The sequence below is a fragment of the Ureibacillus sp. MALMAid1270 genome, assembly GCF_049202975.1.
Lineage (GTDB): Bacteria > Bacillota > Bacilli > Bacillales_A > Planococcaceae > Ureibacillus.
This window is the reverse complement of sequence record NZ_JBMIRP010000090.1, coordinates 46,474-62,686: the sequence shown is the minus strand read 5'-3', so window position 1 is coordinate 62,686 and position 16,213 is coordinate 46,474. Positions and strand designations below refer to the sequence as shown.

At 34.6% G+C, this 16,213-nt stretch carries 17 protein-coding genes and 1 riboswitch; of the genes, 15 read left to right on the top strand and 2 right to left on the bottom strand.

Annotated features, from left to right (window positions below; translation table 11 throughout):
• Positions 1 to 165 precede the first annotated feature (165 nt).
• From ACOQFO_RS12030 to trhA, 11 genes are all read left to right on the top strand, one after another.
• A complete protein-coding gene (locus tag ACOQFO_RS12030; RefSeq protein WP_421689908.1) occupies positions 166 to 1,233 on the top strand; it encodes a mandelate racemase/muconate lactonizing enzyme family protein in 1,068 nt (355 codons plus the stop codon).
• Between the two features lie 30 nt (positions 1,234 to 1,263).
• Positions 1,264 to 3,075, top strand: a complete 1,812-nt coding sequence (locus ACOQFO_RS12025; RefSeq protein WP_421689907.1) for a peptide ABC transporter substrate-binding protein — start codon at positions 1,264 to 1,266, stop codon at positions 3,073 to 3,075.
• A gap of 121 nt (positions 3,076 to 3,196) precedes the next feature.
• Positions 3,197 to 4,141 (top strand): ABC transporter permease, encoded by a 945-nt coding sequence (locus tag ACOQFO_RS12020; protein WP_421689906.1) that lies wholly within the window; start codon positions 3,197 to 3,199, stop codon positions 4,139 to 4,141.
• Positions 4,141 to 5,115 carry an ABC transporter permease gene (locus tag ACOQFO_RS12015; protein ID WP_421689905.1) on the top strand — a complete coding sequence of 325 codons (975 nt, stop codon included), beginning with the start codon at positions 4,141 to 4,143 and terminating at the stop codon, positions 5,113 to 5,115. The genes ACOQFO_RS12020 and ACOQFO_RS12015 overlap by 1 nt, the downstream gene beginning before the upstream one ends.
• Positions 5,116 to 5,126: 11 nt before the next feature.
• Positions 5,127 to 6,185, top strand: coding sequence for an ABC transporter ATP-binding protein (locus ACOQFO_RS12010; RefSeq protein WP_421689904.1), 1,059 nt, complete (start codon positions 5,127 to 5,129; stop codon positions 6,183 to 6,185).
• Positions 6,178 to 7,125, top strand: coding sequence for an ATP-binding cassette domain-containing protein (locus tag ACOQFO_RS12005; protein WP_421689903.1), 948 nt, complete (start codon positions 6,178 to 6,180; stop codon positions 7,123 to 7,125). Before ACOQFO_RS12010 ends, ACOQFO_RS12005 begins: the two co-directional genes overlap by 8 nt.
• Entirely contained in the window at positions 7,122 to 8,054 is a 933-nt protein-coding gene (locus ACOQFO_RS12000) for a S66 peptidase family protein (protein WP_421689902.1), read from the top strand. Before ACOQFO_RS12005 ends, ACOQFO_RS12000 begins: the two co-directional genes overlap by 4 nt.
• 9 nt (positions 8,055 to 8,063) lie before the next feature.
• Positions 8,064 to 8,867 (top strand): serine hydrolase, encoded by an 804-nt coding sequence (locus ACOQFO_RS11995; protein WP_421689901.1) that lies wholly within the window; start codon positions 8,064 to 8,066, stop codon positions 8,865 to 8,867.
• Positions 8,848 to 9,675, top strand: coding sequence for an NlpC/P60 family protein (locus tag ACOQFO_RS11990; protein WP_421689900.1), 828 nt, complete (start codon positions 8,848 to 8,850; stop codon positions 9,673 to 9,675). The genes ACOQFO_RS11995 and ACOQFO_RS11990 overlap by 20 nt, the downstream gene beginning before the upstream one ends.
• Positions 9,676 to 9,825: 150 nt before the next feature.
• A complete protein-coding gene (locus ACOQFO_RS11985) occupies positions 9,826 to 10,242 on the top strand; it encodes a universal stress protein (RefSeq protein WP_421689899.1) in 417 nt (138 codons plus the stop codon).
• Between the two features lie 232 nt (positions 10,243 to 10,474).
• Positions 10,475 to 11,116, top strand: a complete 642-nt coding sequence (gene trhA / locus ACOQFO_RS11980; protein WP_421689898.1) for a PAQR family membrane homeostasis protein TrhA — start codon at positions 10,475 to 10,477, stop codon at positions 11,114 to 11,116.
• Between the two features lie 62 nt (positions 11,117 to 11,178).
• On the opposite strand, the gene ACOQFO_RS11975 is transcribed toward trhA, so the two are convergent.
• Together ACOQFO_RS11975 and ACOQFO_RS11970 are read right to left on the bottom strand one after the other, a co-directional pair.
• A complete protein-coding gene (locus ACOQFO_RS11975) occupies positions 11,179 to 11,727 on the bottom strand; it encodes a hypothetical protein (RefSeq protein WP_421689897.1) in 549 nt (182 codons plus the stop codon).
• 88 nt (positions 11,728 to 11,815) lie between these two features.
• Entirely contained in the window at positions 11,816 to 12,568 is a 753-nt protein-coding gene (locus ACOQFO_RS11970) for a glucose 1-dehydrogenase (RefSeq protein ID WP_421689896.1), read from the bottom strand.
• 210 nt (positions 12,569 to 12,778) lie between these two features.
• Here ACOQFO_RS11970 and ACOQFO_RS11965 point away from each other — a divergent pair, with 210 nt between their 5' ends.
• From ACOQFO_RS11965 to thiT, 4 genes are all read left to right on the top strand, one after another.
• Positions 12,779 to 13,084, top strand: a complete 306-nt coding sequence (locus ACOQFO_RS11965) for a PadR family transcriptional regulator (protein WP_421689895.1) — start codon at positions 12,779 to 12,781, stop codon at positions 13,082 to 13,084.
• Between the two features lie 11 nt (positions 13,085 to 13,095).
• A complete protein-coding gene (locus ACOQFO_RS11960; RefSeq protein ID WP_421689894.1) occupies positions 13,096 to 14,148 on the top strand; it encodes a DUF4097 family beta strand repeat-containing protein in 1,053 nt (350 codons plus the stop codon).
• A gap of 24 nt (positions 14,149 to 14,172) precedes the next feature.
• Positions 14,173 to 15,057 carry an NAD-dependent epimerase/dehydratase family protein gene (locus tag ACOQFO_RS11955; protein WP_421689893.1) on the top strand — a complete coding sequence of 295 codons (885 nt, stop codon included), beginning with the start codon at positions 14,173 to 14,175 and terminating at the stop codon, positions 15,055 to 15,057.
• Positions 15,058 to 15,162: 105 nt separating this feature from the next.
• Positions 15,163 to 15,270, top strand: a riboswitch (TPP riboswitch).
• A gap of 120 nt (positions 15,271 to 15,390) precedes the next feature.
• On the top strand, positions 15,391 to 15,951 hold the full coding sequence (gene thiT / locus ACOQFO_RS11950; protein WP_421689892.1) for an energy-coupled thiamine transporter ThiT: 561 nt from the start codon (positions 15,391 to 15,393) through the stop codon (positions 15,949 to 15,951).
• Positions 15,952 to 16,213 lie beyond the last annotated feature (262 nt).

Below are 16,213 nucleotides of genomic sequence, written 5' to 3'. Positions count from 1 at the left end.
GTCACATCCTTATTTGGGATTTTGGTGTCGTGTGGTAACCTCACTATTAACCAAATCTAAGGGGGTGACAAGTTTTTTTGCGTAAAAAGCGAAAAAATCAACGATTACTAGCGATTTATATAAATTAATTTTGACAATACGCTTGATAAAAATAAGGTGAATCATATGAAAATTACAGACATCCAAGTGTTTGAGGTTGAGGCACCACTCATAACACCGTTTAAAACAGCACTACGAACAGTAGATAAAATTAATAATATCGGAGTCTATGTTTATACAGATAGTGGTCAAGTAGGAGTCGGGGAAGCTGCTCCGACTGCTGTAATAACAGGGGAAACAAGAGATTCGATTATCCATGCTATTTTGAATTATATAAAGCCTACGATTCAAGATATGGAAATTGAGGATATAGCACAAATCATGGACCGAATAGACAAATGTCTATACAAAAATACAAGTGCTAAAGCTGCGGTAGATATGGCAATCTATGATTTATTTGCAAAACGTTATCAAGCACCATTGTATAAAGTGTTAGGTGGATACCGTAAAGAACTCGTTACGGATCTTACAATTAGCGTAAATGATGCTAAAGAGATGGTGGAAGATAGTTTAGAAGCAGTAAATCGTGGATTTCAAATATTGAAAGTAAAAGTTGGAAAAGACCCTGACAATGATGTAGATCGAGTAACTGAAATTCGTAAAGCGGTTGGACCAAACATTACACTTCGTGTAGATGCGAATCAGGGATGGTCTCCTAAACAAGCGGTGAAAATTATTCGCGCTTTAGAAGATGCGAACACGAATATTGAGCTAGTAGAACAACCAGTTCATTATTCTGATATAGAAGGTATGCACTATGTTACAGCTAATACACAAACAAGTATCTTAGCTGATGAAAGTGTCTTTTCACCACAAGATGCACTTAAGTTAATCCATACTCGTTCATGCGATTTAATTAATATTAAACTTATGAAAACTGGTGGAATCTATCAAGCACAAAAAATTGTTCATATTGCAGAAGCAAATGGAATTGAGTGCATGATTGGTTGTATGTTGGAAACGAAAATCAGTGTAAGTGCTGCGGCTCATTTTGCTGCTTCACAGAAAAACATTACGATGGTTGACTTAGATGGGCCAAGCCTTTGTTTGAAGGATCCAGTTACAGGGGGACCAACATTCGAGAATCAGTGGATAAGAATGTCTGAGGAACCTGGAATTGGATTTTCAATATAAAAAATAGATATATATATAGGGAGGGTTTCTATGAAGAAATATCTTTTGTTGCTGTTAGCTTGTATCACTATGATACTTGCTGCTTGTAGTGGCGGCGAAGAAGGAACAGATTCTGAATCTGTTTATCGTACAGTCTATTCAGGCGAAATTACTACATTAAACTATTTAAAAACATCTAACACAAACGAGTTTGCCGTTGCTGCAAATTTAGTTGATGGTTTAATCGAGTATGATAAGTACGGGATTGTTCAACCAGGTTTAGCAGAGTCTTGGGAATCTAATGATGATGCTTCAGTTTGGACTTTCAAACTTCGTGAAGGAGTTAAATGGGTAGACCATGAAGGAAAAGAAGTAGCAGACGTTACAGCTCAAGATTTCGTTGATGGTTTAAATTACGTACTTGATGCAAAAAATGAATCTTCTACTGCATGGATTGCAACTGTTGTAAAAAATGGTAATGCATTCTATGAAGGTAAAATTACTGACTTCACACAAGTTGGTGTAAAAGCTCTTGATGAACATACATTAGAGTACACATTAGAAGGACCAACACCATACTTCTTATCTATGTTGAACTATGTATGTTTCTTCCCAGTATATGGAGACTTTTTAGCTGAAAAAGGCGAAAGCTTTGGTACTACAAAAGAGAACTTCTTATATAACGGTTCATATATTTTAACTGAATTTGAACCACAAAACCGTCGTGTGTTAACGAAAAACGCAACTTATTGGGATAAAGAAAATGTCCTAATTGACAAAATTGAGTATAAGTATAACAAAGAAGCAGCAACTGTTGCACCTGAGTTATTCTTACGTGGTGAAATTGATGCAGCTGCAATTCCTACTGCAATCTTAGATGACTGGTTCAATGATGAAGAGAAAAAAGACTTAGTACGTCAAAGTTCTAACAGTTTCTACACTTATTTCTATGCATTAAACTTCGATCCACAATTTGATGCAGAGTATGAACCAGAAAACTGGAAAGTAGTAGTAAACAACAAAAACTTCCGTAAATCTTTATTCCATGGTCTTGACCGAGTATCAGCAATGATGACGGTAGAACCATATAACCCAGAAACATTATTAAGCAATACAATTACTCCGAAAAACTTTGTTGATGTTGACGGTGTGGATTATACACAACTTGATGCATTAGCTAAATTTAGTAACACAGATTCGTTTGATAAAGATTTAGCTCTTGAATACAAAGAAAAAGCTATGGAAGAGCTTGCTGGAAAAGCAACATTCCCTGTAAAAGTATTAATGCCTTACAACTCTGGTAGTCCAGACTGGGCAAACCGTTCACAAGTAATTGAACAACAATTGGAAAACCTATTAGGTAAAGACTATATTGATATTATCGTATATGCTGGTCCTTCTACAGGATTCCTAGGTGAGGTTCGTCGTCCTGGTAAATATGCATTCATGGAAGTAAACTGGGGTCCAGACTATGCTGACCCATCAACTTACACAGATCCATTCACAACTGGTGGAACTTACAACAAACCAGAATTAGCTGAAGGATATAATGGTAAGTACGATAGCATGGTTGAAAAAGCTAAAGCAGCAATTGACCCAGCAGAACGTTATCCATTATTTGCTGAAGCAGAAAGCTTCCTTATCGAAGAAGCATTCGTTGTTCCTTATGCTGTAGGTGGTAGTGGATATCTTGCTTCAAAATTAAATCCATTTGAAGCTCAATACTCACCATTCGGTGTAACAATGGAGAAATTTAAAGGTCAAAAACTATTAGATAAGCCAATGAGTAACGATGAGTTCAAAGAAGCTCAAGCTCAATGGGAAAAAGAACGTGCAGAAGCTTTAGCTGAAGCAGGAAATTAAAACATGCTCATATTACGAATCTATTAAGAAGACAAAATATTCGTAATATGGAACTGGAAGAAGGAGATGGCCTTATACCATCTCCTTCATTCTTACATAAGGTTAGCAAGGAGGTTCTATTATGTTGGGGTATGTCGGAAAACGGTTATTACAGTCAGTAGTTACGCTAATGGTCATCATTACAATCGTATTCTTACTATTGCGCTTATTACCTGAAGAAGGGTATTTAGGGGCTGCTGCTGATAAGATGTCACCAGAACAACAGGAAGTCTATTTAACAAATTTAGGGTTACGTGATCCAATACTCGTACAGTTAGGAAACTTTTATTCTGATTTATTCCGCGGAGATTTAGGGAAATCTATTACATATCGTACAGATGTACCAGTAGTAGATATCATTGCTGATAAAATTTTGTATTCATTAGCATTTGGATTAGCTGCTGTTGCATTATCAATTCTAGTCGGTGTACCATTAGGCATTTTAATGGCACAGATGAAGGGTAGATGGCTTGATCGATTAGGGACAGGCTATATCGTTTTCATCGTAGCGGTGCCTTCAATGGTTTATTTCTTGTTACTTCAAGTTTACATCACTGATTTATTTAAGTTGCCTATGTTATATGACGAAGATAAACCAATAAGTTGGTTGTTACCACTCATTTCACTATCATTAGGACCAATTGCTTCCTATGCTATGTGGATGCGCCGTTATATGGTTGATGAATTAAATAAAGACTATATTAAACTAGCTAGAGCAAAAGGTGTTAAGGAACGTACATTAATGTTTAGCCATGTTATGAGAAATGCATTTATACCACTTGCTCAATATTTACCAGCAACGATTTTATTTACGATTACTGGTTCAATCTATATTGAATCTTTATATTCCATTCCAGGAATGGGTGGATTACTTGTTGATGCAATTCAACGTCAAGATAACGCTGTCGTACAAGGTCTTGTATTGATCTTCTCTTCATTAGGAATCATCGGATTATTTTTAGGTGATATTGCGATGGCGCTTGTGGATCCTCGTATTAAGTTAGGTAGAGGGGGGAGTGTTCGCTAATGGGCTTATATTCTGAAGAAATTCGCAATATTACAGATAAATCAAGTGAACAATTGTTTGAGTTTGCTTCGCAAGATGAAAGTAAAGCTGAACAAACGGGCTATTCCAATTATTCATATTGGCGCTCAACTTGGAAGTCCTTTTTGAAAAATAAAGTTGCAGTGTTTTTACTAATATTAGTAATTGGAATCGTCTTATTTGTACTAATTCAGCCATATTTACCGAACCAGAAATCTCCAACTGAAATATATTTGGACGAAGAGACAGGTTACCAAATAAGAAATCTTTCTCCAAATGATGAATTTTGGTTTGGGACAAACTCTATTGGTCAAGATTTATGGTCACGAATTTGGGCAGGAACTAGAACATCATTACTTATTGGTGTTGTCGTTGCTTTAGTAGAGGTAATTATAGGTATTACTATTGGTGCTTTATGGGGCTATTCAAGAAGACTAGAAACACCAATTTCTCATGCGTACAACGTTATTGAGAATATTCCAACTACAATTGTATTGATCTTAATGTCATTAATACTTCGACCAGGTATTTCTACAATCATCATTGCAATGTGTATTACCGGCTGGGTAGAAATGGCTCGTTTCCTTCGAAATCAAATTGTCATTTTACGTGACCGTGAATACAATCTAGCATCTAGAACATTAGGAACACCGAGTCACCGCATCATTTTGAAAAACCTATTACCATACTTAATTTCAATAATTATGTTACGTATGAGTTTAGCGATCCCGTTTGCAATCGGAGCGGAAGTATTCTTAACATATATTGGTTTAGGTTTACCAATTAGTGAACCTTCATTAGGCAACTTAATTAACGAAGGTCGCGTATTAATGATGTCTCCAGATTTACGTTATCAGCTCATTTTCCCGAGTGTTGTATTAAGTGTCATTACAATTTCCTTCTATATAATAGGAAACTCGTTTGCTGATGCAGCTGATCCGAAAAATCACGTATAGGAGGGATTACGATGGAAGAAACACAAACAAAGACAAAAATCCTAGAAATAAAAAACTTAATTATAAAATTCAAATTACGTGGGCAAGTATTAACAGCGATTCGAGACATTTCCCTAGATTTATATAAAGGGGAAAGTCTTGCAATCGTTGGTGAATCAGGATCTGGTAAATCAGTTCTTGTGAAATCTATTATGGGTTTGCTCGATAAAAATGGATATATAGATCAAGGAAGTATTGTCTATAAAAATGACGATATCGCTCAATACAAAACGGAACAAGATTGGCTAAAAATTCGCGGAAAAGAAATCGCGATGGTTACCCAAGATCCAATGACTTCTTTAAATCCATTAAAAACTATCGGTAAGCAAATTGAAGAAGCAGTTATCTTACACCAAGGTTTATCAGGTAAAGAGGCTTATGAAAAAGTTCTTCAATTACTAAGAGATGTTGGAATTCATGATGTTGAAAAAAGATATAAACAGTATCCTCATGAATTCTCGGGTGGTATGCGTCAACGTATTGTTATTGCAATAGCTATTGCATGTAATCCAAAGGTATTAATTTGTGATGAACCAACAACAGCACTTGATGTAACAATCCAAGCGCAAATCTTACAACTATTAAAAAATTTACAAGAAAAATATCTATTAACTACAATCTATATTACCCATGATCTAGGCGTAGTTGCGAAAGTAGCCGATCGCATTGCAGTAATGTATGCAGGGGATATTATTGAAGTTGGAAAAACAGATGAAATATTTTTTGATGCAAAACACCCATATACATGGGCATTAATTTCCTCATTACCTCAACTTGGGGTAAAAGGGGAAGAGCTATATTCTATTAAAGGAACACCTCCTAATCTATTTAAAGAAATTAAAGGGGATGCCTTTGCACCGCGTAATCCTTATGCGTTAAAAATAGATTTTGAGGAAAGACCTCCTTATTTTAAATTAAGCGAAACACATTATGCCAAAACATGGTTGCTTCATCCGAATGCACCTAAAGTAGAGCCTCCTGAATCGTTAAAAAAATTCTTTGAAGAAGGGAGACAATACGCAAATGGCTGATAAAGAAGTATTAATAGAAGTAAAAAACTTAAATGTCACTTTTGGTAAAGGGAAAAACCAGTTCGAAGCGATTAAAGATGTAAGCTTTAATATTTATAAAGGTGAAACTTTCGGGCTAGTTGGTGAGTCTGGTTCAGGGAAGACGACAATTGGTCGTGCTATTATGCGAATCAATGAAGTTACTGGCGGTCAAATTTTGTTCAAAGGAAAACCAATCAATGGCAAAATTTCGAGAGAATGGGATCGTGAAATCACTCAAAAAATCCAGATGATTTTCCAAGATCCAATGGCTTCATTGAATGAACGAGCAAAAGTAGACTATATCATTAGTGAAGGTTTAGTTAATACGAAGAAATTTGCTAATGAAATTGAACGTCAAGAGAAAGTGAAGAATGCTTTACTTCAAGTTGGATTATTACCTGAATTTGCGTCTCGATTCCCACACGAGTTTTCTGGTGGTCAACGTCAACGTATCGGGATAGCACGTGCGTTAGTAATGGAACCGGAGTTTATCATTGCTGATGAACCAATCTCCGCATTAGACGTATCGATTCGAGCACAAGTTTTGAATTTACTAGCGAAACTGCAACAAGAAAATGATTTAACATATTTATTTATTGCCCATGACTTATCGATCGTTCGATTTATAACAGACCGAACAGCCGTTATTTATAAAGGGAATATTGTTGAATTAGCCGAAACGCAAGAATTGTTCTCAAATCCAATTCATCCTTATACTCGTGCATTAATTTCAGCAGTACCTGAACCAAACCCTCATAAGGAACGAAGTAAAAAGGTTGAAGTTTACGACCCATCTCAACATAACTATGAAAAGAATCCACCTTCATTTGTTGAATTAGAAGAAGGTCATTTTGTCCTTGCTAACGAAGAAGAAGTCGAAAGATATCGCCAATCACAAAAGATGGGGGTTAGCTCATGAGGATACCAAAATCATTAAAAAAAGGGGATACAATTGGGCTAATTGGAGCTTCGAGCCCAACACCACCGGAAAATTTGCAAAAAGCGATTGAAGCAGTTGAGAATCTTGGATTTAATGTAGTTGTTGGTGAAACTTGCAGTGCTCGTCATGGATACCTTGCAGGATTAGATGAATTAAGAGCGCGTGAAGTAAATGAAATGTTTGGTAATCCAAATATTGATGGGATATTTTGTATCAGAGGTGGGTATGGAGCTCATCGTATAGTTCCATTGCTAGATCTAGAGTTAATCAAAGCGAACCCAAAAGTATTTGCTGGATATAGTGATGTAACAGCTCTTCATATTGTATTTAATCAACTTTGTGATTTTGTAACATTCCATTCACCAATGCCATCTACAGAGTTTATCAAACCTGGAATGGATGAGTATACGTGGAATTCCTTTATCAATCAGGTTACTGATACAGAAGGAAAAGACTATTTGTTAGAAAATGCTGAGGGTACTGAAGTGAATACACTTGTAGCTGGTGAAGCAACTGGGCAAATTGTTGGAGGAAACTTAACTCTAGTAACAGCTTCTCTTGGTACACCATATGAGATTGATACAAAAGGCAAAATATTATTTTTAGAAGATATTGATGAATATGAGCGAAGTGTCGACCGTATGTTAACACAACTTAAGTTGGCTGGAAAACTGGACGATGCTGCAGGAATTCTACTTGGTGCTTGGACAAATTGTAATCCGGCAAATCCAGAAAAACCTGAACAAAGCTTGCGTTTACAAACAATATTTGAAGAAATTATTGCTCCAACTGGCACACCAGCATTAATGGATGTTACATGTGGTCATGTTTTACCTACTTTGACTTTACCACTAGGTAAAACTGTAACATTTAATACAGAGACGAAGAAGATAAAAGTACTTGGGTAGGTGGACGAATTGAATCAAAAAATACGTCCACTACTTGAAGACGTTGACTTTAAGGTGCATCTCTTTGTAAAAGATTTGAAAAGCGATCAATTTCTTATTGACGATAAATTGGATGAAATCTTTTCAAGTGCTAGTCTCATAAAAATTCCAATATTACTTGGTGTACTAGATTACGTACAGAAAAATAATCTACCATTAGACTATGAAATTGCGATTGATACCGAAAATAAAGTTGATTTTAGTGTTGTAACTGAACAAGATCTAACTAGTTGTACATTGTACGAATTATTAGTATGGATGATCATTACTAGTGATAATTCTGCAACGAATGTATTGATTGATTTTCTAGGTATGGATGAATTGAATAAGTACTTTAACCAAATTGGATTATTAAGTACAAAGCTACAACGAAAAATGATGGATTTTGAAAGAGCTAACAGAGGATTTGATAATGTAACGACTGCTCGAGATATGGCACACCTTTATTCACGAATTTATCAACAAAATTTACTTTCAGAACAATATAGTAATCTAGTAATAGATATATTGTGTAGACAAAGAGTTCATGAAGGTTTAAAAAGATACATCGCCGATGATGTTCGTATTGCCCATAAAACAGGTAGTCTTGATACAGTCTGTCATGATGTAGGAATCGTCTATCTTGATCAATCGGACTATATCATTGGAGTTTTCCTGACAGAAATGAGTGATGTAGAAGCTGGGAAAAGGCTAATAGGTCGAATATCAAAAATGGTTTATGAAAATATTGGTTTGCCTGAGGGGAGGTCTTCAATTGAAAGCAATCGTAAATGACATGATTGTGAACTTGCATGCGAAACCTGATACAACATCTGAACTAATCGATGAAGTGTTATACGGAATGACTGTAAATATATTAGAATTTTGTGATGAGCGATGGGTTCGTATTAAAACGAACTATCACTACGAAGGTTATTGTTTAAAAGAAAAACTAATTATTGATAATGTTAAAGCGTCACAATGGCAAGAAGAGGCTAATAATGTTATTATCCAAAACATTGCTGATATATTAACTGGGCCAAAAATTCAATGTTCAAAAATCCTTACATTAGTAAGAGGGTCTAATGTTACATTAGTTGAAGATAATGAACTTGGCAAAGAGTGGACCAAAGTTAAATTAGCAAATGGTGAAATTGGTTTTACACGTTCTTTCTGGGTTCGTAAACGTATTGTTGAAAGCGTTTCAGAAGAAGAATTTAGAGAAAATGTTGTTCAAACCGCGTTAAGCTATATTACAACGCCATATCGTTGGGGAGGTAAATCTCCTCTAGGAATTGATTGTTCAGGACTTTGTTCAATGGCATATATGTTAAATGGTGTACTCATTTACCGTGATGCAAAAATAGTGGAAGGTTTCCCTATTAAAGAAATACCGTTTGAACAAATTCAAAAGGGTGATTTACTGTATTTCCCTGGCCATATTGCAATGTACATAGGTGATGGACTTTATGTGCATTCATCTCTTGGAGGGAATGAGGTTGGAATAAATAGTCTCAATGAGAAACATCCACATTTTCGAAAAGATTTGGCTACGACGATTACAGCGGTAGGGAGTCTATTTGCGAGCGAATTAGTTCATTAAATATACCTTTAAAAAGTGCAGTCTAACTGCACTTTTTTCATAAGAAGCAGCTTTTCAATAATCTGTCAAAATTGATTGTGAAATTTTTGTAAACTTCTGTATGGGTAACTAAAATTTGCTATTATTGAAGTAACAAGGGGAGTGATGATAATGCCATCTTATAATAAAATTGTTGTAGCAATTGACTTTTCTGAGCAATCAATCAAAGCATTCCATCGTGCCATTAATATTGCAGTAGAAAACAATGCTACTTTACAATTAGTTCATGTCATTGATACTAAATCATTTGGAATCGGAGCTTATAATATCAAGTATGCCGATCAAGTAAAAGCAAAAAGCCTTTCAGAAATTGAAAAGTTTAAAAGTGAAGCAAAAGCTGCTGGTTTAGAAAATGTTGAGATTCTCGTAGAGGAAGGATCTCCAATAAAAGTATTAACTCAATTACCAGAAGCAGACCTCATTGTTTGTGGTGCTACTGGTTATAATTCAATTGAAAATATAGTAATTGGTTCGGTTGCAGAACGTATTGTTCGTTTTTCTAAAAACGATGTTTTAATCGTTCGATAAAGTGATGTAATATTAAAATAATTAACCCCCAAAAAAACAATTTATATTTGTATTTTTTGGAGGTTTTTTATATTTGGAAAAAGGCGATAGAATAAAACTTATTATTAAGTGGCTTCTCGTATATTAGTTTCCCATATTTTAGAAACAAATGACAATTATCATGTAATTAATATTACGTCTAACTATATTAAAAATTGTATTATCTTGAGATAATAATGATGAGGTGATAAAGATGGCACAATTAATTATGGAAAAAAGTGCATATAGTAAAAAGGAAGAATTCTGGAATGCTCTTACTCATGGTATAGGTGCATTATTAGCAATACCTGCAACAATAGTGTTAACAATGAAAGCATTAGAAAGAGGATCTAATGTCGAATTAGTTAGTTATATTATTTTTGGAGTATCAATGTTTCTCCTTTACTTAGCCTCGACACTTTATCATTCGTTACCTAATCATAAAAGTTTTTTAAAGAAAATGGATCATAGTTCGATATTTTTACTAATAGCAGGTACTTACACACCAGTTGCTTTAGTCGCAATAGGTGGTACTACAGGTTGGATTCTTGTAGGAGTAGAATGGGGACTTGCATTGATCGGTGTAGTATTAAAACAATTTTTTGTTCACCGTTTTAAAAGAATTTCGCTTTTAGTATATATCGGAATGGGTTGGTTAGTTATTTTTGTATATCAACCTGTAATAGAGTACCTTACAATAAATGGTGTTTTAGTATTATTAGCTGGTGGACTTAGTTATACGATTGGAACTTATTTTTATAGAAACAATAAAATACCTTATAACCATGCAATTTGGCATGTTTTTGTAATGGGTGGAAGCGTATTTATGTTTTTAGCAATATACTATTTTTGTTAATTAAAAACTCCAATGGGTGATGTGATAAAGTCTAACACATCTTCCATTGGAGTTTTTCTTATTTAAAATCCGTATTGTGTGATAATATCCTGAATCATTTTTGTAAATTGACCTTCAAAACCTTGTACATTAGAAATCATTTCATTTGCTGAATTTACGACTGAATAATTTCCTGATTGAATACCCTTTACAACATTTTCAAGTGCTTCATTTTGTGTCGTCACAGCATTAAGTAATACATCATTGATCATTGCAGTGGCATCTGTTGGAGGAATAAAGCCTTCAATTTGTGTCATTAACGATTCATTCAATGGTAACATCTCATTTGTAACCACTGATACTAGCTGCTCGTTTGTGATTTCACCATTTGATAATGCATTGAAAGTGTTAGTCCATTGACTACTAATATTCAATATTTCCTGAAATGTTCCTTGAGTTGTTTGAACATATGTTAAGACTTGACTAGCATTTTCTATTAAACCTGTTGTATTTGAAACAACCTCTGTAATTGATTCATTAAACTCATTTAATGGTGATTCTTCATTATTTAAACTACAGGCAGATAAACTAGTCACTAGCATTATTAATAATACATATTTTACAATCTTCATTCGTTTCCTCCTAATTTTCAATATAAAAAGTATACTATAATATGGAATTTGATTATTAATTCAGCCTCATTATTACAATCCAATTTTATTACTCTTCATAGATCATCTTTTTGGTCATACCACCATCGACAGTTAGATTGACACCGGTAACAAAATCGTTTCGTTCATCGGTAAGGTAGAAACATGCACGTGCAATATCTTCTGGTACTCCCACACGTCGAGAAAAATGCTGTTCATGGTCAATAGCTCTTAACTGTTCGTAATCCCCAGTTTCAATCCAACCTGGAGAAATACAGTTAACTCTAATTCGGTCAGGAGAAAGTGAACTTGCGAGAGCATGGGTAAGTGATATAATGCCACCTTTTGTTGCAGCATAGGACTCTGTGTGAGGCTCTGACATAAACGCCCTTGTTGAAGCCATGGAAACGATAGAGCCACCATTTTTATTTAACCTCATATACTTTGCAGCTTCCCTGGAACATAAAAATACGCTACGCAAATTAGTGTTCATTACATTGTCCCATTCATCAATTGAAAGGTCATAAGGTGAAATTGGTTTGAAAATACCTGCATTATTAATTAATATATTTATCTTTCCAAACTTCTCGACTGCATTTTTCATAAGTTGAATGGCATCTTGTTCAACTCGAACATCTGTAGGTACAAAAATAGCACAATCGCCATCAGAACAAATTGCCTTAAGTGTTTGTTGCCCGATCTCTTCATTTATGTCAGCTAAAACCACTTTAGCTCCTTGTTTCACATATTGGGTTGCGATTTCTTTTCCAATACCGTGAGCTGCCCCTGTTACAACGACAACTTTATTCTGGAATTGATTCATTTAATTTCCTCCAAAGTAATCTAAATAATCATTAAATTTACTATATCATGGAAATTTAATTGATTAATAATAATAACTTTTATCTATTGGAAATGAATCTAATCAACATTTTGAAAAAATTATTTATATTCAAAGATGAGTACCTTGCAATGTATAATACCTTCATGATATGCTACTGTATAATAAACAGTAGTGAGGAAGGTGTGGTACTTGAACGTTCAATTTAAAAAAGGTGTATTGAATTTATGTGTATTAGCCCTTTTAGAGCGCCAAGACATGTATGGTTATGAACTAGTACAGGCAATTTCAAACCAAATCGAAATATCTGAAGGATCTGTATATCCACTTTTAAGGAGACTGACGAACGAAGGGTATTTCACGACTTATCTGAAAGAATCCAATGAAGGCCCACCACGTAAGTATTATCAAATTACAGATTTAGGTCGTAAGCATTCAGAGGAACTACGACAAGATTGGAAGAATTTTATCAAGGGAGTCAATGAATTAATTGATTAGGAGGAACGGAAATGACTGAGGAGAAATTTCTATCACAATTAGCACAAGGTTTAAAATCCTTAAATGAAGAGGAAAGACAGGATATTATTCGAGATTTTCGTGAGCATTTTGTTAATGCAAGAGCAGAAGGTAAAAATGATCAAGAAATTATTGAAGCCCTTGGTCCAACGGCTATTCTTGCAGAAGAACTAGTGGAATCATATTCAGGAAAAATGGAAGATAAAGCTATTGAGATGGATCCTATAAACGTACCTTTATTTAAAAATGTTGAGATTATTTCTGATTCAGCCGATTTAACGATTATTCCATCTATAGATAATCAACCATATATCAACGTTAGAGATAAAGATGGAAAAACAACGACAAAGATGGAAGTAGTAAATGATACACTAAAAATTAGAATTAGTCGTGAAGATGCGGTAAAAAAGTTTTTCTTTATGAGTATAAATGTCAATTTTGCCTCTGATGCACATGCAATTATTCAACTCCCTCAAAAGTTATATGAGCAGATCTTGGTGAAAAGTGGTAATGGGAAAATTCAAATGGCTGAGCAACAAGCTAAAGGTATCCGCTTAGAAACAGATAATGGAAAAATTATAATGAAATTTTTATTATCAAGCTCAATGAAAGCTGAAACAGATAATGGTCGGATTGAAATCGAAAAATGTAATTTTACAAATGCTGTATTCTCAACGGATAATGGGCGAATTGTAACGAAATCATCAAGATCTGAAAAATTTGAGTTCTCAACTGATAATGGAAGAATAGAATTAGATGAGGTGTTTGGAGAAATCCAAGCTACTACAGATAACGGCCGAATCCAAGCTTACATTCCTACAATCACGAAACCAATCGTGTTTAAATCAGATAATGGAAGCATTACATTAAAATCCGATGAAAAAATTAATAATGCTTCTATATCTGTAAAGTCTGACTTTGGAAGAATTTCTGTTTACGGAGAAAAAGGAAAATGCTTCGTATTTGGCGAAGGTAATATCCCTATACAGTTAAAAACAGATAATGGACGAATAACTGTAACTACTGAAAGTTTACAAGAAGTATAACTTCATTCATCAAGGGGGATTAATTTGAAGATTTTAGTATTAGGTGGAACAAGATTTTTTGGGAAGAAATTAGTAAATCTTCTAATACAAGAAGGACACGACGTTACGATTGCTACTCGTGGTAATGTACAACATGATTTTGGTGAAAAAGTGAAACAAGTAAAATTAGATCGCAAAAATGCAGATTCATTGAAACAAGCAGTAAGGGAAGAAAATTGGGATATAGTTTACGATAATATTTGCTTTTCTTCGAATGAAGCCCAGGTAGCTTGTGATATTTTTGAAGGGAAGATTAAAAAATATGTCTTTACTTCAACTCTTTCAACATTAGATCGAGAATTAGGTGCAAATCTTTCTGAAGAGGAATTTAATCCATTTGAATATGAAATTCAATATGGTAATGTTGAGGATTTCTCTTATGGTGAAGGGAAGCGTCAAGCAGAAGCAGTGTTCTTCCAAAAGGCGAAGTTCCCTGTTGTGGCTGTTAGATTCCCAATCGTACTAGGTGAAGACGATTACACAAAAAGATTACATTTCCATGTAGAGCGAGTTGCCAATGAAAAGGCAATTGGCTTCGTTAATATGGATGCGCGGATGTCTTATATACTATCAGACGATGCGGCAGGATTCTTGAAATTTGCTGGTATCTCAAATATCAAGGGTCCATACAATGCAACATCAACAGGAGCTTATTCTATGAATGAACTAATTAATCTAATAGAAGAGGCTACAGGTAAAAAAGCAAAAATTACACTTATAGGCGATGATGAAAGTCGTTCGCCATTTGGTGTGCCAAAAGATTGGTTCATGAATCCACAAAAAGGTATCGAAGCAGGTTTTCAATTCCTTCAACTAGACGATTGGTTACCTAATTTGATTAAGAAACTAGCAAGTGAAGTGTATGCTTAAACGAAATCAACTTATTTATCGCATAAAGCATTGGGGAAATTTGTAGAATAGTTGAAAATATGAAATATTCTGCTAGAATTAAAGTGTTCAAACAATTATTGATGTATAACCCACAGGGGGAGCTGAATAAGTCAGCTGAGATTGTGCACGTATTGCACTAACCCTTCGAACCTGTAAGTTAGTACTTGCGTAGGGATGTGGATAGAAACCGACTCCAAAATGGTGTCAGGCTCTGTCCTGATGCCATTTTTTTGCTTAAATGGAGATGAAAAAAATCGATTTCTATTCCCTTCTCACTAGTTCTACATCGGAATAAAAGAGAGGAGAGTTGTTATGAACAAATTAAGATTACTTATGCTTGTGGAGATTGCTATTTTTGTAGCAGTCGGTCTAGTTTTAGACAAAATTTCTTTTTCACTTTGGGCTCAAGGTGGATCTATTAGTTTTGTCATGTTGCCAATTTTAATTATGGCAGTTCGTTGGGGTTTAGTAGCGGGACTTACAACAGGGTTATTGATAGGAGTATTACAAATCGCATTAGGTGCTTATGTCATGCATTGGGCACAAGCATTACTTGACTATGTAATAGCATTCACAGTCGTTGGGTTAGCAGGACTTTTCAGACAACAAATCCTAATTGCTGCACAAACCTTAAATAAGAAAAAGCTTAGTATTTATATTGTCTTAGGGATTGTTTTAGGCGGCCTTTTACGTTTCGCTGCACATTCACTTGCAGGCGCTGTATTCTTTTGGGAATACGCAGGAGATCAAAATGTATGGATCTACACATTAAGCTATAATGGTTCATACATGATTCCAGCTATTATTTTAACAGCTATTGTGGGTGTTTTCATTTTTACTAATGCACCAAGATTATTAAAATCGGCTTCTTAAATAATAACTAAAAGAGCAATCTTCCAAGAGATTGCTCTTTTTAATATTGGAAAAGGTTATCCTGTTTATTTTATAGAAAAAGTTTTAGTACAGTTTAGCAGTGGGAAAATGTAAGATGTTTTTTTAGGAAAATAAATTCAAACGACAAATCACGATTGTATCCAACACTAACAACACCAAAAAAACATATTAAAAGATTAAATTTTTACATCACTGGTAACATTGATTAATAACATTAAATGATATCTAAAAATAGTGATTA